A 25,004-nucleotide genomic window follows, 5' to 3' on the forward strand; every position below is an offset into this window, starting at 1 on the left:
GCGCTTTTTTGTTTCACATCAGAAGGAAACCCATTCATCAGTAGGCTGTGCGGGAGCCGACGCCATTCTCTGAACGCCAGGCGCCGCTTTCGCCGTTACGCGTTGTTGCGGCTCACTAGCGGAAAGCCGGAACTGCTGTACGGAGCGTTGCAAATCCTCCGTCTGCCGTTCCAGCGCCGCCGCCGCCGCGGAAACCTGCTCAACCAGCGCGGCGTTTTGTTGCGTAACGCTATCCATTTGCGTGATCGCCACGCCAACCTGAGAAATACCTTTACTCTGTTCTTCGGAGGCGGACGCGATCTGTTTCATAATCGTCGTCACTTCCGTGACGCCGCGCAGGATGGCGTCCATCGTCGCGCCGGTCTCCTGGACCAACTGCGCGCCCTGCGCTACGCGACGTACCGATTCGCCAATTAAGGCTTCAATTTCTTTCGCCGCCCCCGCGCTGCGGCTGGCCAGGTTACGTACCTCACCGGCGACCACCGCGAAGCCGCGTCCCTGCTCGCCCGCTCTGGCCGCTTCTACCGCTGCGTTCAAGGCCAGAATATTGGTCTGGAAAGCAATACTATTAATCACGGTAGTAATTTCGGCAATCTGCTGCGAACTGGCGGAAATACCGTCCATTGTTTCTACCACATCGGAAACCAGTTCACCGCCTTTTCCTGCCGTTAGCGAGGCGGCATCCGCAAGCTGACTCGCCTGGCGAGCGTGTTCGGCGTTCATTTTCACCGTTGCGGTAAGCTGTTCCATGCTGGCGGCAGTTTCTTCCAGCGCGGCGGCCTGTTCTTCCGTTCGGGAAGAGAGATCGTTATTACCGGTAGAAATTTCCGTCGCGCCGCGCCAGATATTGTCGCTTCCGGCGCGGATCGTACTGACGGCTTCGCGTAAACTGTCCTGCATCGCGCGCAGTAGCGGCACCAACCGGCCTACGCAGTTACGCCCCAACGCTTCAATCGGCTGGCTAAGATCGCCTTGCGCGATGCGCTGAAATTGCTGACGGATGCGCTCCAGCGGTTTCACCATCATTGCAACCAGATAGCGATCGGTAAAAATCAGGATAGCAATGCCCAGAATCACCGCCGTGATAAGCAGAATGCGGATGGTATAGGTTTTACCATCGACCATTACGCGGGTGTTATCCAGCATGGCGCCAGCTTCATGACTAAACCGTTCCGCGCTGGCGCCGAACGCGCGACTGAGTGCGGGCGTGACCGTACTGGCATGTTCGCTCCAGGCGGTTAGCGATCCTTGCTGCGCCAGTTGCATTTGAGGAACGACGCCTTTCTCCAGCAAGGCCTGCCAGTTGGACAAGACCTCCCTTGAGATATCAGGGTTCATCGGCCCTGGCGATAGCGCTTTCATCTCCTCCAGCTTCTGACGCATATTCTCGAGCGACTGCCGGGCGGGCGCAAAATCGGGCGTGCCGCCGCCGATTTTTACATCCATCGCGCGGCTAAGGCGGGTAACAAAGCGGAAATATTGATCGTTACCCTGGCTTAGCACCGTCATTTGCCGCACAAGATGCCGGTCAATATCATTTCCTTCCGAAACTTCGGATAAAGCATGGACGCTGTATAACCCCACCCCCGACCAGAGTAGACAAAAAAGTCCCAGTATCGTCAGCATGACCATACGAATAGTAAAGTTTTGCAGCAAACGCATATGAATTTCCTTGCTGAATATAAGAGATTAGTCATCTGATGATGACGCACTCTCGTTATCGGCAAGGCGCGGAGAATATATAATGCATTCTCCATTTTTTTACAGTTATCGCCGTTTACGTACCCGCAGATGTTATATATCTGTGAACACAGAGAAAATCTTTTAGTCTTATTACTGAGTAAATGAATAGATGTAGTAAAAATATTGCGTAAGGCTGCAGGGAGGCGGTTATCCGCCGTTAAAGAAGCGCTGTTTTACAGCCGGGCTCAGCGTCCTTTGCCCGACTGCCCCGCCGTTGACGGCGGCTCAATGGTTATGCCGCGTCAATCTGTCCAGATAGCCCATCACGAACGCCGACAGGACAAAGGTCAGATGGATGATGACATACCACATTAATTTGTTATCCGGGACGTTTTTCGCGTCCATAAACACGCGTAACAGGTGAATGGAAGAGATAGCGACTATCGATGCCGCCACCTTATTTTTTAGCGAAGTCGCATCCATTTTCCCCAGCCAGTTCAGCTTCTCCTTGCCCGCAGAGATATCCAGCTGAGAGACAAAATTCTCATACCCGGAGAACATGACCATTACCAGCAATCCGCCGACCAGCGTCATATCAACCAGCGATAACAGCACCAGAATCAGATCGGCCTCCGCCAGGGCAAAAACGTTCGGCAGAACGTGTAGAATTTCCTGGAAAAATTTTAGCGCTAAAGCGATCAGCGCCAAAGAGAGGCCAAAATACACCGGCGCGAGCAGCCAGCGAGACGCATACATTACATTTTCAAGAAAGCGTTCCATAGGGACCTGTCAGGTAACTAAAACCAGCAACAGTATATCTCAACCATGCAACATCAGATCAACATGCCAGTTAAGAGCCTATCCCACCAGGCGTTATTGGCGCAGCCAGTTTGGACACGGACAGCGCGCAAAAACCGGAGCGTACACGTAGTACGTGAGGTTTGACTCGCTACGCTCGCCCTTCGGGCCGCCGCTAGCGGCGTTCAAAACGCTAACGCGTTTTGGCGAGCACTGCCCAGGTCCAAAATGGCAAGTAAAATAGCCCTAATGGGATAGGCTCTAAATCTCATCCGGGTTAACCTGCGGGCGCTGATATTCCGGCCATACCAGCGCGACCAATGCCGGGTAGGCTTCAAGACTGAACTCGCGAAAACACTGGCGTAAATTAAGGACGTCCAAATCCGAATACGGCACCTTTTCTCCGTTCAGACAACGCTTCTTAATATTGTCGTAATACTTATAAACGGCAGAGTTAAGGTCGCTGCAACGACGCTGTGCGTCAAATAATCCGGGCGTTTCATTCAACTCAGTCATTGTCATTCGTTTTATCGTTGCATGAAGGAAATCGATATATTCATGGTTAACGCGCCAGTACCATACCGGCGTTATCGAATTCATTAATACTGAGAAATGATCTTCGCCCTCTTCCTTTGTCATGGGTTCAGTTTGATTTAAATTTACGACTTTTCCACCAGGACGTTTTTTATTAACCTCCCACATCAGGAAGAGTATCGCGCCGGTCAGTAATAGCAATATAATAACAGAATAAAAAATACTGTTCATAGCAGGCTCCATTTTTTTTGATTTTAAAATTACGCCATGTTATTGTCAACGAAACCTACACTATTAAAAATAGTATACCACTGATCGTAAAGGATATTTAGTCATGCTTCCTGAGCATCTGGTTTCCTCTCATTTTCGCCTGTCATCGCCGCCCCCTGAAGCCACAGAAAACAGTAAAAATTTGCCTAAGGGAAAGACAAAACTCAGCGATTTCGAGCCCGATATTTTAATTAGCGCTAACGCTGCCGGGCAACACAGAAACGTATTATTTGAAGAACGCGACCGTCATATTAAAGAACGTCTGTATTGTGTGGCTAAAATTGAAACGTTTGCCCGCCTGATAAACGCACTACAGGCAGAAGGCGATATTGATGCCCAAACGCTAAGTAAAATACTGGCGGATAAAACCGCAATGATAAATGAAAAAGGCAATGCCATTTGGCTTAATTTAATCACTCGCGAAACCAATATGCCGCTATTTTATTCACTGGAAGATAAAGATGAAAGAAGTTGAAGACAATAACGTTTATTTGGCTTTAGACAACCATAAAAGTGATGAATTTATCTTAAAGCAAAATCTTGCAGCGCTAATCGCCAGTAAAAATGCCACCCTGGAAAAGGTAACGCAGGAGGTGGTATCCATACCGGCGGCGTTAGTGCGCCTGAAGTGGCAAAACCGACGAGAGATGTATGCGTTACAGGTCAAAGAGGAGATTTATGGCGCGACCATCAATGCCATTATCGAGCAGCATCCTGAATTACGAGACAAAATTATGTCTCGTCTTGAAAGTGACTGGCAGCATCTGCTGGCTCGCGAGACGGCAACCTTACGTCTGATGCGTAAGCTTTCCGATGGCGACTACCGGACGCGCAACGTCACCACCGTCGCACGGCAAGAAAAATAACCTTCATGGCTAGTTAACTCTGTTGTGAATACGGGTGAAGCATAAGGATCGTTCTGATTCTCCCTCTTACGGTAGTAAAAGTGTCTACGCTTAAAGGGTGTTCAACCTGAAGGGAGAAGCTCAATGTCTCATCTATACGACCCTACCACGCAGTATTACACCGGCGAGTATCCTAAGCAAAAACAGCCGGCGCCCGGCGTCCAGGCGAAAATGACGCCTGTTCCTGACTGTGGTGAAAAAAGTTATGTCGGCAGTGGTCGCCTTAAAGATCGTAAGGCGCTGGTGACAGGGGGCGACTCCGGGATTGGGCGCGCTGCCGCTATCGCTTATGCGCGTGAAGGCGCAGATGTCGCGATCAACTATCTGCCAGCGGAAGAAGAGGACGCCCAGCAGGTTAAAGCGCTGATTGAGGAGTGCGGCCGTAAAGCGGTGTTATTGCCAGGCGATCTTAGCGACGAATCTTTCGCCCGTTCGCTGGTCCATAAGGCGCGTGAAGCGCTAGGCGGGCTGGACATTCTGGCGCTGGTGGCCGGTAAACAGACGGCAATCCCGGAGATAAAAGATCTGACCAGCGAGCAATTTCAGCAAACCTTCGCCGTTAACGTTTTTGCTCTGTTCTGGATAACCCAGGAAGCGATTCCGCTGCTGCCAAAAGGCGCCAGTATTATCACGACGTCGTCTATCCAGGCGTATCAGCCCAGTCCGCACCTGCTGGATTATGCGGCAACCAAGGCGGCAATCCTCAATTACAGCCGTGGCCTGGCGAAACAGGTGGCGGAAAAAGGAATTCGCGTGAATATTGTCGCGCCTGGCCCTATCTGGACAGCGCTGCAAATTTCCGGCGGTCAAACCCAGGATAAAATTCCGCAGTTTGGTCAGCAGACGCCAATGAAGCGGGCCGGCCAACCGGCAGAGCTGGCGCCGGTGTATGTCTATCTGGCAAGCCAGGAATCCAGTTACGTTACCGCAGAAGTGCACGGCGTGTGCGGCGGGGAACATTTAGGCTAACGATGAAGTCGATTAAGATGGCGCACTTCTGTTAAGCAAGGCGCCACTTTAGGCAATAAAAAAGCCGGGTGGCGACTTCGCCTTACCCGGCTTACAGCATCAGCAGAATACTTATTTCGCTTTCGCGGTCTCTTCGCCAACCAGACCAATCTTGAGATAGCCCGCCTGATGCAGCATATCCATCACTTTCATCAGGGTTTCATACTCTACGGTTTTATCCGCGCGGAAGAAAATCGTAGTATCCTTTTTCCCTTCCGTCAGGGCCGTTAGCTCGGCAATCATCGTATCATCCGTCACCGGATCGTTACCGATAAACATGGTGTTATCCGCTTTCACCGACAGATAAACCGGTTTTTCCGGACGCGGCTGTGGCGTACTGGTAGAAGCGGGCAGATTCACCTTGACGTCCACCGTCGCCAGCGGCGCAGCCACCATAAAGATAATCAGCAGAACCAACATGACATCGATAAACGGCGTCACGTTGATTTCATGCATTTCGCCGTTGTCATCCAGGTTCTCGTTAAGACGCATTGCCATGACGCATTACCCTACCCGTAATTTCTGCGCGGCGCGTACCGGCTGCGCACTGGCGCTCGCATTCAGATCAAGATCGCGGCTTTGCAGCAGCAATACCTGCGCCGCCACGTCGCCCAGCGTCGCTTTGTAACTGCCTATCTGACGTGCGAAGATGTTGTAAATGACAACCGCCGGGATCGCAGCCACCAGCCCAATCGCCGTCGCCAGCAGCGCTTCCGCAATACCAGGAGCAACCACCGCCAGGTTGGTGGTCTGCGTTTGCGCAATACCGATGAAGCTATTCATAATGCCCCATACGGTGCCAAACAACCCGACGAAGGGGGAAATGGCGCCGATCGTCGCCAGATAACCGTTGCCTCGTCCCATGTAGCGGCCCACCGCTGCGACGCGACGTTCCAGACGGAAGCCGGTACGTTCTTTAATCCCTTCGTTATCTTCGCTGCCCTGAGAGAGTTCCAGTTCATTCTGCGCTTCATTGATGAGCTGTGCGCTGAGGCTTTTTGCGCTGAAACCTGCCGCAATGTCGGAAGCCTGATCTAAAGAGCGCGCATCGGCTAATTGCAGTTGTTCGCGCTTTAAGCGGCGCTTTTGCGTGAAAAATTCAACGCTTTTACTGAAGAAGATAGCCCAGGTGACGACTGACGCCAGAATCAAACCAATCATCACGCACTTCACGACAATATCGGCGTGCTGATACATGCCCCAGACGGAAAGATCCGTCTGCATCAAATTATTACCCACTCTGTATCTCCAGGACGCAAATCACAAAATCTGAGCATAATAATATCAAAACAACGTCGAATTGATAGTCGTTCTCATTACTATTTACATACTGCCGCACCTTTACTGCTTTTTCTTTGCGCTTACGCATTAAAAAAGCCACCTGTTTTTATTTTGGCAAAATTTTCATCTGTATCACACGTCGCCAGGGTGCAGATGGTTATATTCATGCTAGTTTAGACATCCAGACGGTTAAAATCAGGAAACGCAACATGACGGATAAACAGTTGGATACCAAACTGGTAAACGCAGGACGCAGCAAAAAATACACGCTTGGCTCAGTGAATAGTGTGATTCAACGCGCTTCTTCACTGGTGTTTGACACCGTCGAGGCCAAAAAACACGCCACCCGCAATCGCGCCAACGGCGAATTATTTTACGGACGCCGGGGAACGCTGACCCACTTTTCGCTCCAGGAAGCCATGTGTGAACTGGAAGGCGGCGCCGGATGCGCGCTCTTCCCGTGCGGCGCGGCGGCGGTCGCCAACACCATTCTGGCATTCGTTGAGCAGGGCGACCACATCCTGATGACCAACACAGCCTATGAACCCAGCCAGGATTTCTGCAGCAAAATTCTCGGCAAACTGGGCGTGACGACAAGCTGGTTCGACCCGCTCATCGGCGCTGATATCACGCAACATATTCAGCCGAACACGAAAGTCGTTTTTCTGGAATCCCCCGGTTCTATTACCATGGAAGTACATGATATTCCGACCATTGTCAGTGCGGTCAGACGCGTCGCGCCAGAAGCCGTCATCATGATTGATAATACCTGGGCGGCTGGCGTTCTGTTCAAAGCGCTGGAGTTCGATATTGATATCTCTATCCAGGCGGGCACTAAGTATCTGATTGGTCATTCTGATGCGATGGTCGGTACTGCCGTTGCAAATGCGCGCTGCTGGGAACAATTGCGGGAAAACGCCTATCTGATGGGGCAAATGCTCGACGCCGACACGGCTTATATGACCAGCCGCGGGCTGCGCACGCTCGGCGTCCGACTACGCCAGCATCAAGAAAGCAGCCTCAAAATCGCCGCGTGGCTGGCGAACCATCCTCAGGTCGCGCGCGTTAATCATCCGGCCCTGCCGGGTAGCAAAGGTCATGCCTTCTGGAAACGAGACTTTACAGGCAGCAGCGGTCTGTTCTCCTTTGTGCTCAATAAAAAGCTGACCGAGGCAGAATTATCAGCCTATCTGGATAACTTTTCGCTGTTCAGTATGGCCTACTCCTGGGGAGGCTACGAATCGCTGATTATTGCTAATCAGCCGGAACAGATCGCCGCGATTCGTCCCGCAGGCGGCGTAGATTTTACCGGTACGCTGGTCCGGGTGCATATTGGTTTAGAGAGTGTTGATGATTTGATCGCTGATTTAGCCGCCGGCTTCGCCAGAATTGTGTAAAGTTGCCGGGGATGGACATATATGCAGACAATTTCCGTGGAAAAGTCTGCGTTTGTTGCGTCCGGGATCAAGGCATCCCGGACGATTCAGGAGTACAATAGGCGAATAAAAGCATAAATGCTGTTCCACAGGAAAGTTCATGGCTGTCATTCAAGATATTATCGCTGCGCTCTGGCAACATGATTTTGCCGCGCTGGCGAATCCACACGTTGTTAGCGTCGTCTACTTTGTCATGTTCGCCACGCTATTTTTAGAAAACGGTCTGCTGCCAGCATCATTCTTACCTGGCGATAGTCTGCTGCTACTGGCAGGCGCGTTGATCGCCCAGGATGTGATGCATTTTTTGCCGACGATTGGCATTCTCACCACCGCGGCCAGTCTCGGCTGCTGGCTAAGCTATATCCAGGGACGCTGGCTCGGTAATACGCGTACCGTCAAAGGCTGGCTGGCGCAGCTTCCGGCAAAATATCATCAGCGCGCCACCTGCATGTTTGACCGCCACGGTTTGTTAGCGTTGCTTGCCGGGCGCTTTCTGGCGTTTGTCCGCACTCTGCTGCCAACAATGGCGGGTATTTCCGGCCTGTCCAACCGCCGGTTTCAGTTTTTTAACTGGTTAAGCGGCCTGCTGTGGGTGACTGTCGTGACCAGCTTCGGCTACGCGCTCAGTATGATCCCGTTTGTTAAGCGCCATGAAGACCAGGTAATGACATTTTTAATGATCCTTCCCGTCGCGCTACTGGTCGCCGGGCTGTTAGGTACGCTGGTCGTGGTGATTAAAAAGAAATACTGTAACGCCTGACGTATCCATAATCGGCCAGGATGGCCCGGTTACGCTTCGTTGACCCGTGGCGGGATGCCCCACTTAGCTCCCTTGCATTGTCCGCATTCTTGCCGCATCTTCGCCCGGCGTAACGCCAAAATAACGTTTAAACTCCCGGCTAAACTGCGATGCGCTCTCATAGCCGACCCGCATCGCCGCGGCGCTGGCCTTCATACCGTCGTGAATCATCATCATTCGCGCTTTATGCAGTCGGTAGCTTTTTAAATACTGCAACGGCGAGGTGCTGGTGACCGCCTTAAAATTATGGTGAAACGCCGACACGCTCATGTTCGCTTCTGCCGCCAGTTGCTCAACATTCAGGTTCTCGGTGTATTTCATTTCGATCTGTTTAAGTACGCGACTGATCAGGCTAAAGTGCGTCTGGCGACTAACCAGTGCAAGCAGCGCCCCGCCGCGCGGTCCCATCAGCACATGATAAAGAATTTCGCGAATAATTTGTTTTCCCAGAATCCGCGCATCCAGCGGGCGCTCCATCACATCCAGCAATCTTTCCACCGCGCATAAAATCTCGTCCGACAGCGTGGCGGAGTTAATCCCACTGGCCGCCATCGGCAACTGGAAACGCTCATCTTCGCCAATGTCCATGAGCAACTCTTGCAGTTGCAGCACATCAATATCGAGCCGAATACCGGCCAGCGGTACCTCCGGCGTCGCCCAGGTCTCGCATTCAAAAGGGAGCGGCACGGTCAGTAAGAGATATTCATTAGCGTCATAACGAAACTTGCGCTTGTTAATATAGCCAATTTTATGGCCGGAAAAGAGAAATATGATGCCAGGCTGATACATGACCGGCGTGCGCGGCCCCGGTTCAACACCATACAACAGACGAATGCCCGCCAGCCGCTCGCTGATTATTTTATCATTATTTTTTAAATGATTAATTTTATCCGCCAACTGTAAGCAAATTGCTTCACGATTCATAACGCGCCATTTTTTCATCAAATCCACTCCGCTGGATTGTGCGCATTTTTAGCGATTTTCTCCAGCATTCTGGAGAAATAGGCAAAACATTGGCAGAAATGTGCATTGAGAGACATCCCTCACAAGACCACAATGATGGCCATCAGGCAGACAGCCGCCTGCCCTCTTTTTACCCACATAAGGGAATGAGCAATGAACAATTTCAAATTACATACCCCTACCCGCATTCTGTTTGGTAAAGGCGCTATCGTCGATCTTCGCGATCAGATCCCGCAGGACGCCCGCGTGCTGATTACCTATGGCGGCGGTAGCGTGAAAAAGACCGGCGTACTGGCGCAAGTTCAGGAAGCGTTAAAAGGACTGGATGTTCGGGAGTTTGGCGGTATTGAACCGAACCCATCCTATGAAACGCTGATGAAGGCCGTGCAGCTTGTGCGCGACGAAAATATTACCTTCCTGCTGGCCGTTGGCGGCGGTTCCGTACTGGACGGCACCAAATTTATCGCCGCAGCGGCGCAATATACGGACGGCGTCGATCCGTGGCACATTCTGGAAACCGGCGGTACTGAGATTCGTGGCGCAATCCCGATGGGATCTGTGCTGACCCTACCGGCAACCGGCTCAGAATCGAACGCCGGCGCAGTCATTTCCCGTAAAACCACTGGCGACAAACAGGCCTTCCACTCCTCGTTCGTGCAACCGGTGTTTGCCGTACTGGATCCGGTCTACACCTATACATTGCCGCCGTGCCAGGTTGCGAACGGCGTCGTGGATGCTTTCGTCCATACCGTTGAGCAGTACGTCACTTACCCGGTTAACGGCAAAATTCAGGATCGTTTCGCCGAAGGCATTTTACTCACACTGATCGAAGAAGGTCCCAAAGCGCTGCAAGAGCCTGAAAACTATGACGTCCGCGCTAACGTGATGTGGGCCGCTACTCAGGCGTTAAATGGCCTGATTGGCGCTGGGGTTCCGCAGGACTGGGCGACGCATATGCTGGGCCATGAGCTTACCGCGATGCACGGTCTCGATCATGCCCAAACGCTGGCTATCATTCTGCCTGCGCTATGGAACGAAAAACGAGACGTTAAACGTGCAAAACTCCTGCAATATGCTGAACGTGTATGGAATATCACCGACGGTTCCGACAACGAGCGTATTGATGCCGCCATTGCCGCCACCCGCCGTTTCTTTGAACAGATGGGCGTGCCTACCCGTCTGTCCGATTACGGTCTGGATGGCAGCACTATTCCGGCGCTACTGGCTAAACTTGAGGCGCATGGATGCACAAATTTAGGTGAAAATCAGGATATTACGCTGGATGTCAGCCGTCGGATTTATGAAGCGGCGCGCTAAGGTTTTTTCGCCTCTGACTTTCGTTTTTGGCCATTTCGTCCAGACTTAAGTCACTTAGTCTCGCCGGACCCGACTCCGGCGAGCCAATTAAAAGAGGAACACATCATGGCTAATCCAACCATTATCAGGTTACAGGATGGCAACGTAATGCCACAACTTGGGCTGGGAGTCTGGAAAGCAAGCAATGAAGAGGTGATCGCGGCGATTCATAAAGCGCTGGAGGTGGGCTATCGATCGATTGATACCGCCACAGCATATCAGAATGAAGAAGGCGTCGGCAAAGCGCTAAAAGCAGCGAGCGTAGCGCGGGAAGAGCTGTTTATCACCACCAAGTTGTGGAATGACGATCAAAAACGTCCCCGCGAAGCCCTGCAGGAGAGCCTGAAAAAACTGCAGCTTGATTATCTCGATCTCTATCTGATGCACTGGCCCGTACCGGCTATCGATCACTATGTCGACGCCTGGAAAGGCATGATCGCGCTGCAAAAAGAGGGGCTGGTAAAGAGTATCGGGGTCTGTAACTTTCAGATCCATCACCTCCAGCGTCTGATCGATGAAACCGGCGTTACCCCTGTGATCAACCAGATCGAGCTTCACCCCTTGATGCAACAGCGCCAGCTACATGCGTGGAATGCGACGCATAAAATCCAGACCGAGTCCTGGAGCCCGCTGGCGCAGGGCGGCGAAGGCGTATTCGATCAGAAAGTAATTCGCGAACTGGCGGATAAATACGGCAAAACGCCCGCCCAGATTGTTATTCGCTGGCATCTGGACTGCGGGCTGGTCGTCATTCCGAAATCCGTCACCCCTTCCCGTATCGCGGAAAACTTTGCTGTCTGGGATTTCCGTCTCGATAAAGATGAATTAGGCGAGATCGCAAAACTGGATCAAGGCAAACGCCTCGGCCCCGATCCGGATCAGTTCGGCGGTTAAGCCAGATTTATCGCACGCCATGCCCGACGATGTCGTCGGGCTTTTTTGCATTCCGAAACATTAAGAAACAATTACGCGCATTTAACAGTATATTTCCCCCACACACAAGCGCAGAATTATTCTGATTTTGTGAATATTTATTCATATTTATTATGAATTTACTTAATACATATAAAATATTTATGGATGTGTGATTGTGGCGGAAAAAAAATCTCAGGGCGTCAAATGGCTCCCATTAATTCTTATTCTGGTTATCGCCGCCGGACTGTGGCAGCTAACGCCCCCTTCCGGGTTAAGCGCGCCGGCCTGGCATTCCGCGATTATTTTTGTCGCGACGATCGCCTCTATCGTGGCGAAAGTGCTGCCTATTGGCGCGGTCGGTATTATCGGCATCACCGTCTTTGCGCTCGCCTATGCTGCCGGCGACAAAACGGCCAGCGGCGCGATTACCACGGCCTTGAGCGAGCTGAACAGTTCGCTGATCTGGCTTATCGTCGTCGCCTTTATGATTGCCCGTGGGTTTATCAAAACCGGGCTGGGTCGGCGTATCGCCCTACAAATGATCCGTCTGTTAGGTAAACGAACGCTGGGCCTGGCTTATGGCCTGGCGTTTGCCGATCTGATCCTCTCCCCCGCGATGCCCAGTAACACCGCGCGCTGCGGCGGCGTGATTTACCCGATCGCCGACTCGCTGGCGCGCAGCTTTGATTCACATCCGGAAGATGAGTCTCGCAGCAAAATCGGCACCTTTCTGATCACCTGTATTGGCAATGTTAACGACGTCACCGCCGCACTGTTTATGACCGGTTATACGGGTAACCTGCTGGCGGTAAAACTGGCGGCGAACGCCGGCGTTACGTTGAGCTGGGGAAGCTGGTTTATCGCCGCGCTCCTGCCTTGCCTGGTCTCTTTTCTTATCGTCCCGCTGCTGGTCTACTGGCTGACGCGTCCGGAAATTAAACATACGCCGGATGCGCCGGATTTGGCGCGCAAAGAGCTGGCGCAAATGGGCAGTATGACGCGCGGCGAGTGGCTCATGCTGGCGACCGTCGGCGTGTTGCTGGTGCTATGGATTTTTGGCAGCTCGCTTGGCGTGGATGCCACGACGGCCTCTTTTGTCGGTCTCTCGATTTTATTACTGAGCGGCGTGCTCACCTGGGAAGACGTTAAAAGCGAAAAAGGCGCCTGGGATACGTTGATTTGGTTTGCCGCGCTGCTGATGATGGCTAACCAGTTGAAGAAACTAGGATTCACCAGCTGGTTTGGCAACCTGATTGGCGACAGCATCGGCAGTACGATGCATGGAACCAGTTGGATAATCATCCTGCTGCTGCTTAACGCAGCCTATTTTTATACCCACTATTTTTTCGCCAGCGGCAACGCGCAAATCGCCGCGCTGTATGCGGTATTTCTGGGTGTCGGTCTGCATCTGAATATACCGGCGGCGCCGATGGCGCTTATGCTGGCGTTTACCAGCAGCCTGTACTGCTCTCTTACGCAGTATACCCACGCACGCGGCCCCATTCTTTTTGGCGCCGGCTATGTACCGACGGGCGTCTGGTGGCGAACGGGATTTATTATCAGCCTCTTTAATCAGGCGGTCTTTTTGACAGTCGGCCTCGCATGGTGGAAAGTGTTAGGGTTGTATTAAACGCTTAACGCATCGATAAGCCCCTCGGTTAACGGAGAAATGGAATGACCTGCATTTTCTGTCAAATAGTTGAAGGTAAAGCACCTTGTCATAAAGTTTGGGAAGATGAGCATCACCTGGCTTTTTTGTCGATTTTTCCGAATACCGATGGGTTTACCGTAGTGATCCCGAAAAAACATTACCCCAGCTACGCGTTCGATCTACCGCCGCAGGCGTTAGCGGACCTGATGCTGGCGACCCAAAAAGTGGCTAAGAAACTGGATAAGGCTTTCCCGGATGTCAGTCGTACGGGAATGTTCTTCGAAGGTTTCGGCGTAGACCATGTGCACAGTAAATTAAGCCCCATGCACGGTACTGGCGATTTAACCCACTGGAAACCGATTGAATCGCGGCAGAATAAATTTTTCGAACAGTATGAAGGATATCTGTCGTCACACGATCATGAACGGGCGGATGATGAAAAACTGGCCGCGCTGGCGGCCAGAATTCGTGAGGCATAAATACGGAGCACTTCTGCCGGATGGCGGTGTAAGCACCTTATCCGGCCTACAAAACTGTGCTATTCATAGACCTGATAAGCGCAGCGCCATCAGGCATTATACCTTAGATTATATACTTCTTATCTATTTTAATATATCAACCCTGGTAGGTTAAATATTACGGCGCGTGGCTAAATATTTCGTACAAAAACCATCCAGGAATAGCGGCAATAACACCCATTAAAATTATCCCTGCAAGAGTCATTTGCCTGTCTTCACGTTTTTCCATACTACATGCTTTAATAGCCATTATGAATATAACAACAGCTATTATAGCAATTACGATAAAACAGGGAATAATAATCATACCCATGATATCCCCTCCTCTGGGGCTGTATAAAAGCATCATGCCTTAATCATTAAGGTAATATATAATTAATTTATACAATCAATAATATTTAAATAAAATATAAAGCTCTCCGTAATTTAGCAATTACTAAAGACCGACACAATATATTTAGATGTCTGTTACTTCCAGAAACATTAGCTTCCAGAAGCAACAGATCCAAAGGTAATTAACGCCCTGCGCCTTTCCCGCGCTTCTTATTCGCAGCAAGCCCCTGCCGCTGATGTTCCACCGGCGTATGCTTGGTCAACGCCGGGCGCGTGTTGCGGTTCTGGCGACGCGCTTCGCGCATCTCTTCAATGGTCGGCGCAGGCACCAGACACTCACGGCGACCGCCAATCAAATGCTTTTTCCCCATCGCTTCCAGCGCCTGGCGAATCAGCGGCCAGTTCGCCGGATCGTGATAACGCAGCAGCGCCTTATGCAGGCGACGTTGCCTGTCTCCCTTCGGCACCACCACATCTTCACTCTTATAACCAATTTTACCCAGCGGGTTTTTGCCGGTGTAATACATGGTGGTCGAATTCGCCAACGGCGACGGGTAGAAGTTCTGCACCTGATCCAGACGGAAGCGGTGGCGCTTGAGCCACAGCGCCAGATTCACCATATCCTCGTCCCGCGTGCCCGGATGCGCGGAGATAAAATATGGGATCAGATACTGCTCTTTTCCGGCCTGTTTAGAGTAAAGGTCAAATAACTCTTTAAAGCGATCGTAGCTGCCCATACCCGGCTTCATCATTTTCGACAACGGACCTTCTTCAGTATGCTCCGGCGCAATCTTCAGATAGCCGCCCACATGATAGCTTGCCAGCTCTTTAATGTAGCGAGGATCTTCTACAGCGATGTCGTAGCGCACGCCGGAGGCAATTAAGATTTTCTTAATGCCTTTCAGCTCACGGGCGCGGCGATAAAGATTGATCGTCGGCGTATGGTCAGTATCCATATGCGGACAGATATCCGGATAGACGCATGACAGGCGACGACAGGTCTGCTCCGCACGCGGCGACTTACAGCGCAGCATATACATGTTCGCGGTAGGACCGCCCAGATCGGAGATCACGCCGGTAAACCCCGGCACCGTGTCGCGGATCGCTTCGATCTCGTTGATAATAGAGTCTTCCGAGCGGCTCTGAATGATGCGCCCTTCATGTTCAGTGATCGAGCAGAAAGAGCAGCCGCCAAAGCAGCCGCGCATGATATTGATCGAAAAGCGGATCATCTCATAGGCCGGAATACGGGCATTGCCGTAAGCCGGGTGCGGCACACGCTGATACGGCAGCGCAAACACGCTATCCATCTCTTCAGTGGAAAGCGGTATGGCGGGCGGGTTGATCCAGACATAGCGGTCGCCGTGTTTTTGCATCAGCGCCCGCGCGCAGCCAGGGTTAGTTTCGTGATGCAGAATACGCGACGCATGGGCGTACAGCACCTTGTCGCCTTTCACCTTTTCAAAGGATGGCAGCAGGATATAGGTTTTTTCCCACGGCTTCGGACGCGGCGGCTGCACGGTAATCGCCTTAGCTTCTTGCTTTTTCGGCGCGACCGGCTTGTTATCCGCGCACGGCAGATCCTCGCCATAGGGATGGGGAATTGGATCGATTTTACCCGGCGTGTCCAGACGAGTGGAGTCGACGCCGCTCCAGCCAGGCAGCGCTTCTTTAACCATAATCGCAGTGTTACGCACGTCGCGAATCTGATCGATGGTTTCGCCCATTGCCAGACGGTGCGCCACTTCCACCAGCGGACGCTCGCCGTTGCCAAACATCAGCATGTCGGCTTTGGAATCGACTAACACTGAACGACGCACAGTATCAGACCAGTAGTCATAATGCGCGGTACGGCGCAGACTGGCCTCAATGCCGCCGAGGATCACCGGGACATCTTTCCACGCTTCTTTGCAACGCTGGGTATAGACCAGCGTGGCGCGGTCCGGGCGTTTGCCCGCGACGTTATCCGGGGTGTAGGCGTCGTCATGGCGCAGCTTACGGTCAGCGGTGTAGCGGTTGATCATCGAGTCCATGTTGCCAGCGGTAACGCCGAAGAACAGGTTCGGTTTTCCCAGACGCATAAAGTCGTCTTTGCTGTTCCAGTCCGGCTGGGCGATGATCCCCACGCGGAAGCCCTGCGCTTCCAGCATACGACCGCAAATCGCCATGCCGAAGCTCGGATGGTCGACGTAGGCGTCGCCGGTTACCAGAATAATGTCGCAGCTATCCCAGCCAAGTTGATCCATCTCGTCACGTGACATCGGCAAAAACGGCGCCGGCCCAAAGCAGGCGGCCCAGTACTGCGGCCAGGAGAAAAGGTCGCGATCCGGTTGGATCAGGGAGATAGCGCTCATATTGCTTCCAAAACGATTGGCAAAAAAATAATCAAAGGTCGGGGATTATAAGCCGTATCTATAGCGAAAATGAAGGAGATTATCGCCTTATATGCAGGGCTGGCGCGAAATAGAAACAACTTTCAACGGCCTGGCCTGAGGTGTTTGAAATTGGTCTTATGAATATCTTCAAATTGGTATGCAATTAATTATACCCACGTCTAAAAACGCAGTATCGTCATAACAACAAAAAGTAAAAAAACATCACATTATCAGCAATATATAAAAAAACTTCGCTGAATTGCTCACGACACTGTTTTTACCATGACTTTCTTCTGTGAACCAGATCTCTTTCTTTGGTCTATTGATTAAATTAAATTGGCTGACAGAATTCAGGGGATAAAGAACACCATCACCACGCCTTTCCCCAACGCAACACCTTACGTATCAGCAGGTTATTAATTAATCAACGATAACCACAGGAATCCCAACCTATAAGGAAGCAGATATGAAAAACACACGTTCATTCACAACATCAGCGGTATTACTGGCCGGCTGTTTGCTACTGGCATTTCCAGCGCTCGCCAAAACCACGCTGAAACTGAGCCACAATCAGGATAAAAGCCACGCCGTTCACAAAGCGATGAGCTATCTGGCCGATAAAGCGAAAGCCTATTCGGACGGCGAATTAAATATTCGTATTTACCCCAACGCCACGCTGGGCAACGAACGTGAATCGCTGGAATTGATGAACTCCGGCGCTCTGCAAATGGTGAAAGTCAATGCGGCATCGCTGGAGTCTTTTGCGCCGGAATATAGCGTGTTTAGCCTGCCGTTTTTATTCCGTGACCGCGATCACTACTACAACGTACTGAAAAGCGACTTAGGGAAACGCATTCTCGCGTCCTCCGAAAGCAAAGGCTTCGTCGGCTTAACCTGGTACGACGGCGGCGCCCGCAGTTTTTACGCCAGTAAGCCCATCACTCAACCCGACGATTTAGCCGGTATGAAAATCAGAGTGCAGCAAAGCCCCAGCGCTATCGCGATGGTGAAAGCGCTCGGCGGCGTGCCGACGCCGATGGCGCAAGGCGAACTCTATACCGCGCTCCAGCAAGGCGTGGTCGATGGCGGCGAAAACAACCCCGTGGTTTATGCCGATATGCGTCATGCGGAGGTGGCGAAATTCTATTCCCGCGACGAGCACACGATGGTGCCGGATGTCCTGGTCATCAGTACCAAAGTACTTAACAAATTGAGCGATAAAGAGCGGAAAGCGTTATATAAAGCCGCAGATGAATCCATGCAGCAAATGAAAGACGTCATCTGGCCCGCCGCGGAAAAAGAGGCTTATGAGAGCATGAAGGCCATGAACGCGACCGTTGTTGATATTGATAAATCCGCGTTCAAACAGCGTGTTAAGCCCTTGTTTGATGAGTTCCGCGCAAAAGACGCTCAGTCAGCGAAGGATCTGGAATACATCGAGAATATGTAAATCTGCCGGGCAGGGTTCTCCTGCCCTTTACAGGATGTAATATGCGAATACTCACCAATGCATTGAACAAAATACTGGCCGGGTGCTGCTGTATTATTCTGGCGATCATGGTTGCCTGCGTATCCTGGCAGGTGGCGGCGCGCTTTATATTCAACGCGCCAAGCAGCACGCTCGACGAATTCACCCAGATTCTTTTTATGTGGATGATTCTGTTAGGCGGCGTCTATACCGCCGGATTAAAAAAACATTTAGCTATCGATTTGTTAGCGCAAAAACTCTCCCGAACGCCCGCCCTCGTGCTCGACAGTATCATTCAGGTGATTATTACCGTGTTCGCGCTGATTTTTATGGTGTACGGCGGTGATATTATTGTTGAAAAAGCGGCGCACGTCAGCCAAATGTCCCCGGTATTAAAATGGCCTATGGATAAAGTCTATTGGGTCATGCCGATTAGCGGCGTCATCCTGGTGTACTACACCATTGTGAACGTTATTGATAATTATCATCAGCGCCATCTTCGCTAACGAGGGATATATGGACTTTGAATATATTTACCCAATAATTGTTTTATTTGGCAGTTTTGCCATTATGCTGGCGGTCGGCGTTCCTATTACATTCGCTATCGGGCTGTCGTCCTTATTCTCAATCCTGATAGCCCTTCCCCCGGATGCGGCAATCTCGGTTATTTCGCAAAAAATGACTGTCGGTCTCGATGGCTTTACGCTGCTGGCGATCCCCTTTTTTGTGTTAGCCGGCAATATCATGAATACCGGGGGAATCGCCCGGCGCCTGGTGAATCTGGCTCAGGCGTTAGTTGGCCGCCTTCCCGGTTCGCTGGCGCACTGCAATATTCTGGCGAACACCCTGTTTGGCGCGATATCAGGCTCGGCTGTCGCTTCTGCGGCCGCGGTGGGCGGCATCATGTCGCCATTACAGGAAAAAGAGGGCTACTCTCCGGCGTTCTCTACGGCGATCAACGTCGCTTCGGCGCCGATTGGCCTGATGATCCCGCCCAGCAACGTGCTAATTGTCTATTCGCTGGCTAGCGGCGGCACCTCTGTCGCCGCCCTGTTTTTGGCGGGCTACCTGCCCGGCATCTTAACCGCGCTGGCTTTAATGACGGTAGCGGCGCTGTATGCCCATCGCCACCATTACCCGGTTGCCGAACGCATCAACCTGCGGCAGTTTCTGTCGGTATTCCGCGATTCATTGCCCAGCCTGTTGCTGATATTTATTATTATCGGCGGCATTATCGGCGGCGTATTTACGCCAACAGAGGCCTCTGCGATCGCGGTAATCTATAGCCTGGCGCTGGCGGCCATTTATCGAGAAATTAATGTGAGTAAGTTGCGCGATATTCTGCTGGATTCGGTAGTAACCAGCTCTATTGTTCTCTTACTGGTCGGCTGCTCAATGGGAATGTCATGGGCGATGACCAATGCCGATGTTCCTGAACTGATTAATGAAATGATTACCAGCGTGTCCGAAAATAAATGGGTCATCTTGCTGATTATCAATCTCATTTTGTTATTCGTCGGGACGTTTATGGATATTACCCCGGCTATTCTGATCTTTACGCCTATTTTCCTTCCCATTGCTCAACATCTGGGAATCGACCCTGTCCATTTTGGCATTATTATGGTTTTCAATTTAACCATCGGACTGTGTACGCCCCCGGTAGGCACTATTTTGTTCGTCGGTTGCAGTATCGGCAAAATCAGTATTGATAAAGTCGTCAAACCGCTATTACCGATGTTTCTGGCACTCTTTGTGGTCATGGCGATGATTTGCTACTTCCCGCAGTTGAGTCTGCTGCTTCCCACGCTGTTTGCCCCTTCCTGAAAACCCTGACGGGTCTGCGCTATTCAGACCCGTACTCGGACGCTTTACGACGCTGGATTCACCAGCATTTGCCCAATCGAGCCGCGGTCAGCCATTTCCAGCGTCTGGCTGTTGAAATAGAACGGGAAGTGCGGCCAGGACGGCTGACCGTAATAGACCAGCATTTCGACTTGCCCATCCACCCAGACGGTATCTTTCCAGCCTCTATCTTCCGGGAACGGCATAGCGCCGTTGACGTTACGAATCAGGAAAGAGACGCCCTCAATATGGAACGACTGCGGCATATCGGCGCGTACCGTCCAGCGCTCCCAGGTGCCTTGTTGGGCGGTAATATCAATGCGATTCACATCCCACAGTTGGCCGTTAATCCCCGGATCGTCGCCAAGACTGATGTCCCGACTGCGGACAGGCGCGCCGCTCATGATCTCCGTCGGCAACAGACGCATCGGCAGATTATCGGTCACCAGCGGCAGCAATCCGGTTGGCCGTAACGTCAGCACCAGGGTCGAAACCAGAATACTGGAAGGCTCAAAGAAACCGCGAATCCGATCGACTATGCTGGCCGCTTCCCCGCAGGTGATCGAGACTTCGTCGCCGTTGGTCATATCAACCAGGATTTCACGTCGCTCGCCGGGCGCCAGTGACAACTGTTTGACGGAAACCGGCGCAGGTAAAAAGCCCTGATCGCCTGAAATCACATGCAGCGCCCGGCCATCGCTCATCTGAAGCTGATAGCGCCGCGAGTTCGAGGCGTTCAACAACCGTAACCGCACCCAGCCGCGGGACACTTCGACATAGGGGCTTTGCGCGCCGTTCACCAGCAGCGTATCGCCGACAAAACCACCGCTTCCCGGTTCGCTGTACTCCGGCGTCCCAAAGTTATCCAGCCGTTTATCCTGGATAATGACGGGAAAATCATCCACGCCGTAATGGTTCGGAATGGGCAGCGTTTTACTGATGTCGTCTTCGACCAGCCACATTCCTGCCAGGCCGTTATACACCTGCTGCGCGGTGCGGTTAGGCGTGTTAGCGTGATACCACAGCGTCGCGGCGCTCTGACGAATCGGCAACACCGGCGCCCAGTCCGCGTTCGGCGACATCATACGCGCCGGGCCACCCATCAGCGGCCCCGGCACCAGTAAACCAGCAACCGTCATGGAGACATTTTCCGCCAGGCGGTTGCTATAGATGAGTTTAACGTCATCGCCTTTCCAGACGCGGATTGTCGGCCCCAGATAACGACCGTTCACTCCCCAGACCGGCGCGCGCGTGCCTTGCGTAAAGGACCAGTGCGCTCGCTGTAGCGTCATAAACAACGGCTGCCCGCGACGGGACTCCAGCAACGGCGGAACAGGCAACGGCTGTTGCTGACCGGCAGCATTCGCCCTGAGGGGAATCGCGCCTGCACATAGTGCGATTCCCGATGCCTGAAGAAACTGACGCCGACTGAATGACATATAAGCTCCATGTAAAACAGGCTAAAGAGTTGTGCCTGAAAAAATGATTTCTACAATAACAGAGTAAGACTGCTTAAACCTTACCGGTCGCTTCACGTTCCGCAACCTCTTTATCAAGTTCCGCGATTTTTTGCTCCATTAACGCACGGCAGTGGGCCGCCAGCTCGCGAACCTGATCTTTACCATATTCGCTGACATCGACTGGCGGCAGCATTTCCACAATAACCAGTCCGTTGTTCAGGCGGTTTAGATTGACTTTGTTAGAGGTGTTGGAAACGCAGACAGGAATGATCGGCACACCAGCCGCGATAGCCGCATGAAACGCGCCGGTTTTAAACGGCAGCAGACCGCGTCCCCGGCTACGCGTACCTTCAGGGAACATCCAGATAGAAATACGGCGCTTTTTAAAATGGTTAACCACTGCCGCAATGGTGCTATGCGCTTTGGCGCGGTTATTACGGTCAATCAACAGATTACCGGTCAGCCAGTACAGTTGCCCAAAAAACGGGATCCAAAGCAGGCTTTTTTTCCCCACCGTCACCGTTGGCGGCTGCACAATATTCGCCGCCGTGACCATATCATAATTATTCTGGTGGTTAGCAATATAGATAGCATTGCCATAGTTTTCCGCGTCGGCGGGTTTGCGGCACTCCACTTTCAGGCCAAACAGCGGGGCCAGACGGCCGAACATATGCCCAAACGTCGCCACGTGTTTTGGGTTACGTGGGCTGAAAAGGCAGTAAATAGAACCGAAAACACAGACCAGAATGGAGTAAATAACGGTAACAATAAGACGAAAAATATATAGCATAACAACCTCTGAAGGCCTAAGAGCCCGGCATTCTACGTCACCTGAAATTCAGGTTAGGATTTTGGTAAGTGTGGCTCTCTGGAAAAACGTATTGTTAATCGCAATGCACGAATAAACAACGGTTTTACGGGAAATTTTAATGTTAATCCGATCTGAAACCGTAGGCCGGATAAGACGCTACTGCGTCGTCATCCGGCAACGGCAGAGCGCCGGATGGCGGCTTAGATGCCTTGTCCGGCTTACGGGTGCCCCTGTCTTACTCTTCGCTGTCGCCATGACTTACGCGATGCGGTGAATCAATCTCAATGCGATCGATACGCTGCAGGCCGCGCATTAATGTGCCACGGCGTCCGCGTTCGCCGACCACCTTCTGTAACTCTTCAGGGCGCAGTTTGATTTTGCGCTTCCCGACATGGATAGTCAGAGTGCTTTGTGGCGGCAGCACGTACAGGTGCGCCAGTCCATCATCGCCTTTCGCCGCTTCTGCAGAGGGGATATTAATGATCTTATTCCCTTTGCCTTTCGACAGCTGCGGCAGAGAGTCTACCGGGAACATCAACATCCGTCCGGCCTGGGTAATCGCCAGCAGCATATCGTGCTCGTCTTCAATCACCAGCGGCGGCATGACGTGCGCATTTTCCGGCAGTGTAATCAACGCCTTACCGGCACGGTTACGGGCAACCAGATCGTTAAACGTACAAACGAAGCCGTAGCCCGCATCCGACGCCATCAGCAGTTTCTGGTCATCGCCTTCCATCAGCATATGCTCTACGGTCGCCCCCGGCGGCAGCGTGAGTTTGCCGGTCAGCGGCTCGCCCTGCCCACGCGCCGACGGAAGCGTAATGGGATCAATAGCATAGCTGCGCCCGGTGGTATCAATAAACACCACCGGTTGATTACTCTTACCTTTCACCGCGGCTTTAAAGCTGTCGCCCGCTTTATAGTTAAGCCCCGGCGCATCAATATCATGACCTTTGGCGCTGCGCACCCAGCCCATCTGCGACAGCACGATAGTCACCGGTTCGGACGGCAGCATGTCGTGTTCGCTCATCGCTTTAGCTTCTTCGCGCTCACGCAGCGGAGAACGGCGATCGTCGCCATAGGCATCGGAATCTGCCTGTAGCTCTTTTTTCAGCAAGGTATTCATTTTGCGTTCGGACGCGAGAATGCCCTGCAACTGGTCACGCTCTTTTTCCAGCTCGTCCTGCTCGCCGCGAATTTTCATCTCTTCCAGTTTGGCGAGATGACGCAGTTTCAGTTCGAGAATCGCTTCCGCCTGGGTTTCGCTGATGCCGAAACGCGACATCAGCGCGGGTTTTGGCTCGTCTTCGCTACGGATAATCTCAATCACTTCGTCGATGTTGAGAAACGCCACCAGCAAACCTTCGAGGATATGCAGGCGCTTGAGAACCTTCTCCAGACGATAGTTGAGGCGACGGCGCACCGTGTCGCGGCGGAACGCCAGCCACTCGGTGAGGATCTCCAGCAGGTTTTTCACCGCCGGACGACCATCCAGACCGATCATGTTCAGGTTAATACGGTAGCTTTTTTCCAGATCGGTGGTGGCGAACAGATGGTTCATCACCTGTTCCATATCCACACGGTTGGAGCGTGGCACAATCACTAAACGCGTCGGGTTTTCGTGATCCGATTCATCGCGCAGATCGTCCACCATCGGCAGTTTTTTATTACGCATCTGCGCAGCAATCTGCTCCAGCACTTTCGCGCCAGAGACCTGATGCGGCAGCGCGGAAATTACCACGGCGCCGTCTTCTTTGGTCCATACCGCGCGCATACGCACGGAGCCACGCCCGTTTTCGTAAATTTTACGAATTTCCGCACGTGGGGTAATGATCTCCGCTTCGGTCGGGTAATCCGGCCCCTGGACGATATCCAGCAACTGATCCAGCGTCGTTTTCGGCTGTTCAATCAGCGTAATCGCCGCTTTCGCCACTTCGCGCAGGTTGTGCGGCGGGATATCTGTTGCCATGCCCACCGCTATACCGGTGGTGCCGTTCAGCAGGATGTTCGGCAGACGCGCCGGTAACATTTTCGGTTCCTGCATCGTGCCGTCGAAGTTTGGCACCCAGTCCGCCGTCCCCTGGCCGAGTTCGCTTAACAGCAGCTCGGCATATTTGGACAGGCGAGATTCGGTATAACGCATTGCCGCGAATGACTTCGGATCATCCGGCGCGCCCCAGTTTCCCTGGCCATCGACCAGCGGGTAACGGTAAGAGAACGGCTGCGCCATCAGCACCATGGCTTCATAGCAGGCGCTGTCGCCGTGCGGATGATACTTACCCAGTACGTCACCGACGGTACGGGCGGATTTTTTAAATTTAGCGCTGGCGTTCAGCCCCAGCTCTGACATCGCATAGACGATGCGGCGCTGTACCGGCTTCAGGCCGTCGCCAATAAACGGCAACGCACGATCCATGATCACGTACATGGAGTAGTTTAAGTAGGCGTTTTCCGTAAATTCATGTAGCGCAAGGCGCTCTGCCATATCGCTCATTAACAGGGGATCCTCAATCTGCATGCTGACCGTTCGGACGGCAATATTGCCGCAGATAATACCCTATCTCACGGTCTGAGTCACAAACCGTGAGACAGGTTGCG

Annotated in this window: 22 protein-coding genes and 1 pseudogene; 12 read left to right on the top strand and 11 right to left on the bottom strand. The window is 52.3% G+C overall.

The annotated features are described in order from the left end of the window. Positions 1-18: 18 nt before the first annotated feature. The 3 genes from ACLJPQ_RS19295 to ACLJPQ_RS19305 form a co-directional block, all read right to left on the bottom strand. Entirely contained in the window at positions 19-1,662 is a 1,644-nt protein-coding gene (locus ACLJPQ_RS19295; RefSeq protein ID WP_080184800.1) for a methyl-accepting chemotaxis protein, read from the bottom strand. 306 nt (positions 1,663-1,968) lie between these two features. Next, a complete protein-coding gene (locus ACLJPQ_RS19300) occupies positions 1,969-2,463 on the bottom strand; it encodes a TIGR00645 family protein (RefSeq protein WP_000439335.1) in 495 nt (164 codons plus the stop codon). Positions 2,464-2,742: 279 nt separating this feature from the next. After that, positions 2,743-3,246, bottom strand: a complete 504-nt coding sequence (locus tag ACLJPQ_RS19305) for an ESA_00282 family adhesion-associated protein (protein WP_001650708.1) — start codon at positions 3,244-3,246, stop codon at positions 2,743-2,745. Between the two features lie 103 nt (positions 3,247-3,349). Here ACLJPQ_RS19305 and ACLJPQ_RS19310 point away from each other — a divergent pair, with 103 nt between their 5' ends. The 3 genes from ACLJPQ_RS19310 (at position 3,350) to ACLJPQ_RS19320 (ending at position 5,159) form a co-directional block, all read left to right on the top strand. After that, positions 3,350-3,760 carry a hypothetical protein gene (locus tag ACLJPQ_RS19310; protein ID WP_000936441.1) on the top strand — a complete coding sequence of 137 codons (411 nt, stop codon included), beginning with the start codon at positions 3,350-3,352 and terminating at the stop codon, positions 3,758-3,760. Continuing rightward, on the top strand, positions 3,747-4,151 hold the full coding sequence (locus tag ACLJPQ_RS19315; protein ID WP_000665656.1) for a hypothetical protein: 405 nt from the start codon (positions 3,747-3,749) through the stop codon (positions 4,149-4,151). The genes ACLJPQ_RS19310 and ACLJPQ_RS19315 overlap by 14 nt, the downstream gene beginning before the upstream one ends. Before the next feature lie 123 nt (positions 4,152-4,274). Then, the gene (locus ACLJPQ_RS19320) at positions 4,275-5,159 is read left to right on the top strand and encodes an SDR family oxidoreductase (RefSeq protein ID WP_000019032.1); all 885 of its coding nucleotides are present in this window, start codon (positions 4,275-4,277) and stop codon (positions 5,157-5,159) included. Positions 5,160-5,270: 111 nt separating this feature from the next. Here the strand turns inward: ACLJPQ_RS19320 and exbD are convergent, their stop codons facing one another. Then, positions 5,271-5,696 (bottom strand): TonB system transport protein ExbD, encoded by a 426-nt coding sequence (gene exbD, locus ACLJPQ_RS19325; protein ID WP_001251476.1) that lies wholly within the window; start codon positions 5,694-5,696, stop codon positions 5,271-5,273. 6 nt (positions 5,697-5,702) lie between these two features. Beyond that, positions 5,703-6,437, bottom strand: coding sequence for a tol-pal system-associated acyl-CoA thioesterase (gene exbB, locus ACLJPQ_RS19330; protein WP_000527859.1), 735 nt, complete (start codon positions 6,435-6,437; stop codon positions 5,703-5,705). A gap of 251 nt (positions 6,438-6,688) precedes the next feature. On the opposite strand from exbB, the gene metC reads away from it, so the two are divergent. Beyond that, positions 6,689-7,876 carry a cystathionine beta-lyase gene (gene metC / locus ACLJPQ_RS19335; protein ID WP_000130270.1) on the top strand — a complete coding sequence of 396 codons (1,188 nt, stop codon included), beginning with the start codon at positions 6,689-6,691 and terminating at the stop codon, positions 7,874-7,876. A gap of 139 nt (positions 7,877-8,015) precedes the next feature. Continuing rightward, positions 8,016-8,675: a DedA family general envelope maintenance protein YghB gene (gene yghB, locus ACLJPQ_RS19340; protein WP_000268444.1), complete on the top strand. Its 660-nt coding sequence runs from the start codon at positions 8,016-8,018 to the stop codon at positions 8,673-8,675. A gap of 63 nt (positions 8,676-8,738) precedes the next feature. Here the strand turns inward: yghB and ACLJPQ_RS19345 are convergent, their stop codons facing one another. Beyond that, positions 8,739-9,638 (bottom strand): AraC family transcriptional regulator, encoded by a 900-nt coding sequence (locus tag ACLJPQ_RS19345; RefSeq protein ID WP_001078198.1) that lies wholly within the window; start codon positions 9,636-9,638, stop codon positions 8,739-8,741. Positions 9,639-9,830: 192 nt separating this feature from the next. Here ACLJPQ_RS19345 and yqhD point away from each other — a divergent pair, with 192 nt between their 5' ends. From yqhD to ACLJPQ_RS19365, 4 genes and pseudogenes are all read left to right on the top strand, one after another. Continuing rightward, a complete protein-coding gene (yqhD, locus tag ACLJPQ_RS19350) occupies positions 9,831-10,994 on the top strand; it encodes an alcohol dehydrogenase (protein WP_080185012.1) in 1,164 nt (387 codons plus the stop codon). Between the two features lie 105 nt (positions 10,995-11,099). Beyond that, complete coding sequence (gene dkgA / locus ACLJPQ_RS19355; protein ID WP_000013100.1) at positions 11,100-11,927, top strand: 2,5-didehydrogluconate reductase DkgA; 828 nt, start codon at positions 11,100-11,102, stop codon at positions 11,925-11,927. A 165-nt stretch (positions 11,928-12,092) separates the two neighbouring features. Then, positions 12,093-13,578, top strand: a pseudogene (locus tag ACLJPQ_RS19360) (DASS family sodium-coupled anion symporter). 44 nt (positions 13,579-13,622) lie between these two features. Then, complete coding sequence (locus tag ACLJPQ_RS19365) at positions 13,623-14,078, top strand: HIT family protein (RefSeq protein ID WP_000128242.1); 456 nt, start codon at positions 13,623-13,625, stop codon at positions 14,076-14,078. A 157-nt stretch (positions 14,079-14,235) separates the two neighbouring features. Here ACLJPQ_RS19365 and ACLJPQ_RS19370 read toward each other — a convergent pair whose 3' ends face one another. Further along, positions 14,236-14,430: a hypothetical protein gene (locus ACLJPQ_RS19370; protein WP_000525384.1), complete on the bottom strand. Its 195-nt coding sequence runs from the start codon at positions 14,428-14,430 to the stop codon at positions 14,236-14,238. Positions 14,431-14,632: 202 nt separating this feature from the next. Next, positions 14,633-16,804, bottom strand: coding sequence for a YgiQ family radical SAM protein (locus ACLJPQ_RS19375; RefSeq protein ID WP_080185013.1), 2,172 nt, complete (start codon positions 16,802-16,804; stop codon positions 14,633-14,635). A gap of 487 nt (positions 16,805-17,291) precedes the next feature. On the opposite strand from ACLJPQ_RS19375, the gene ACLJPQ_RS19380 reads away from it, so the two are divergent. The 3 genes from ACLJPQ_RS19380 to ACLJPQ_RS19390 are packed head-to-tail and all read left to right on the top strand — an operon-like array spanning position 17,292 to position 20,117. Then, a complete protein-coding gene (locus tag ACLJPQ_RS19380; RefSeq protein ID WP_000799370.1) occupies positions 17,292-18,275 on the top strand; it encodes a TRAP transporter substrate-binding protein in 984 nt (327 codons plus the stop codon). Between the two features lie 41 nt (positions 18,276-18,316). Continuing rightward, on the top strand, positions 18,317-18,799 hold the full coding sequence (locus ACLJPQ_RS19385) for a TRAP transporter small permease (RefSeq protein ID WP_001221825.1): 483 nt from the start codon (positions 18,317-18,319) through the stop codon (positions 18,797-18,799). Positions 18,800-18,809: 10 nt separating this feature from the next. Continuing rightward, the gene (locus tag ACLJPQ_RS19390; RefSeq protein ID WP_000345259.1) at positions 18,810-20,117 is read left to right on the top strand and encodes a TRAP transporter large permease; all 1,308 of its coding nucleotides are present in this window, start codon (positions 18,810-18,812) and stop codon (positions 20,115-20,117) included. A 44-nt stretch (positions 20,118-20,161) separates the two neighbouring features. On the opposite strand, the gene ftsP is transcribed toward ACLJPQ_RS19390, so the two are convergent. The 3 genes from ftsP to parC all read right to left on the bottom strand — a co-directional run bounded on the left by ftsP (position 20,162) and on the right by parC (position 24,900). Further along, positions 20,162-21,574, bottom strand: coding sequence for a cell division protein FtsP (gene ftsP, locus ACLJPQ_RS19395; RefSeq protein WP_080185014.1), 1,413 nt, complete (start codon positions 21,572-21,574; stop codon positions 20,162-20,164). 73 nt (positions 21,575-21,647) lie between these two features. Continuing rightward, entirely contained in the window at positions 21,648-22,385 is a 738-nt protein-coding gene (plsC, locus tag ACLJPQ_RS19400; protein WP_000965730.1) for a 1-acylglycerol-3-phosphate O-acyltransferase, read from the bottom strand. 256 nt (positions 22,386-22,641) lie between these two features. Beyond that, a complete protein-coding gene (parC, locus tag ACLJPQ_RS19405) occupies positions 22,642-24,900 on the bottom strand; it encodes a DNA topoisomerase IV subunit A (RefSeq protein ID WP_001281856.1) in 2,259 nt (752 codons plus the stop codon). Positions 24,901-25,004 lie beyond the last annotated feature (104 nt).

Origin of the sequence: Salmonella sp. SAL04213 (assembly GCF_046550535.1) — a bacterium.
GTDB lineage: Bacteria > Pseudomonadota > Gammaproteobacteria > Enterobacterales > Enterobacteriaceae > Salmonella > Salmonella enterica.

Excerpts from the sequence above, each read along its gene's own strand:
- ACLJPQ_RS19320 (WP_000019032.1), top strand. The coding sequence starts at position 4,275 with ATGTCTCATCTATACGACCCTACCACGCAGTATTACACCGGCGAGTAT.
- yghB (WP_000268444.1), top strand. The coding sequence starts at position 8,016 with ATGGCTGTCATTCAAGATATTATCGCTGCGCTCTGGCAACATGATTTT.
- ACLJPQ_RS19370 (WP_000525384.1), bottom strand. The coding sequence starts at position 14,430 with ATGGGTATGATTATTATTCCCTGTTTTATCGTAATTGCTATAATAGCT.
- ACLJPQ_RS19305 (WP_001650708.1), bottom strand. The coding sequence starts at position 3,246 with ATGAACAGTATTTTTTATTCTGTTATTATATTGCTATTACTGACCGGC.
- ACLJPQ_RS19315 (WP_000665656.1), top strand. The coding sequence starts at position 3,747 with ATGAAAGAAGTTGAAGACAATAACGTTTATTTGGCTTTAGACAACCAT.
- ftsP (WP_080185014.1), bottom strand. The coding sequence starts at position 21,574 with ATGTCATTCAGTCGGCGTCAGTTTCTTCAGGCATCGGGAATCGCACTA.
- plsC (WP_000965730.1), bottom strand. The coding sequence starts at position 22,385 with ATGCTATATATTTTTCGTCTTATTGTTACCGTTATTTACTCCATTCTG.
- ACLJPQ_RS19380 (WP_000799370.1), top strand. The coding sequence starts at position 17,292 with ATGAAAAACACACGTTCATTCACAACATCAGCGGTATTACTGGCCGGC.
- ACLJPQ_RS19385 (WP_001221825.1), top strand. The coding sequence starts at position 18,317 with ATGCGAATACTCACCAATGCATTGAACAAAATACTGGCCGGGTGCTGC.
- ACLJPQ_RS19295 (WP_080184800.1), bottom strand. The coding sequence starts at position 1,662 with ATGCGTTTGCTGCAAAACTTTACTATTCGTATGGTCATGCTGACGATA.
- ACLJPQ_RS19375 (WP_080185013.1), bottom strand. The coding sequence starts at position 16,804 with ATGAGCGCTATCTCCCTGATCCAACCGGATCGCGACCTTTTCTCCTGG.
- parC (WP_001281856.1), bottom strand. The coding sequence starts at position 24,900 with ATGAGCGATATGGCAGAGCGCCTTGCGCTACATGAATTTACGGAAAAC.
- ACLJPQ_RS19310 (WP_000936441.1), top strand. The coding sequence starts at position 3,350 with ATGCTTCCTGAGCATCTGGTTTCCTCTCATTTTCGCCTGTCATCGCCG.
- exbD (WP_001251476.1), bottom strand. The coding sequence starts at position 5,696 with ATGGCAATGCGTCTTAACGAGAACCTGGATGACAACGGCGAAATGCAT.
- ACLJPQ_RS19345 (WP_001078198.1), bottom strand. The coding sequence starts at position 9,638 with ATGAATCGTGAAGCAATTTGCTTACAGTTGGCGGATAAAATTAATCAT.
- ACLJPQ_RS19300 (WP_000439335.1), bottom strand. The coding sequence starts at position 2,463 with ATGGAACGCTTTCTTGAAAATGTAATGTATGCGTCTCGCTGGCTGCTC.
- metC (WP_000130270.1), top strand. The coding sequence starts at position 6,689 with ATGACGGATAAACAGTTGGATACCAAACTGGTAAACGCAGGACGCAGC.
- dkgA (WP_000013100.1), top strand. The coding sequence starts at position 11,100 with ATGGCTAATCCAACCATTATCAGGTTACAGGATGGCAACGTAATGCCA.
- yqhD (WP_080185012.1), top strand. The coding sequence starts at position 9,831 with ATGAACAATTTCAAATTACATACCCCTACCCGCATTCTGTTTGGTAAA.
- ACLJPQ_RS19365 (WP_000128242.1), top strand. The coding sequence starts at position 13,623 with ATGACCTGCATTTTCTGTCAAATAGTTGAAGGTAAAGCACCTTGTCAT.
- ACLJPQ_RS19390 (WP_000345259.1), top strand. The coding sequence starts at position 18,810 with ATGGACTTTGAATATATTTACCCAATAATTGTTTTATTTGGCAGTTTT.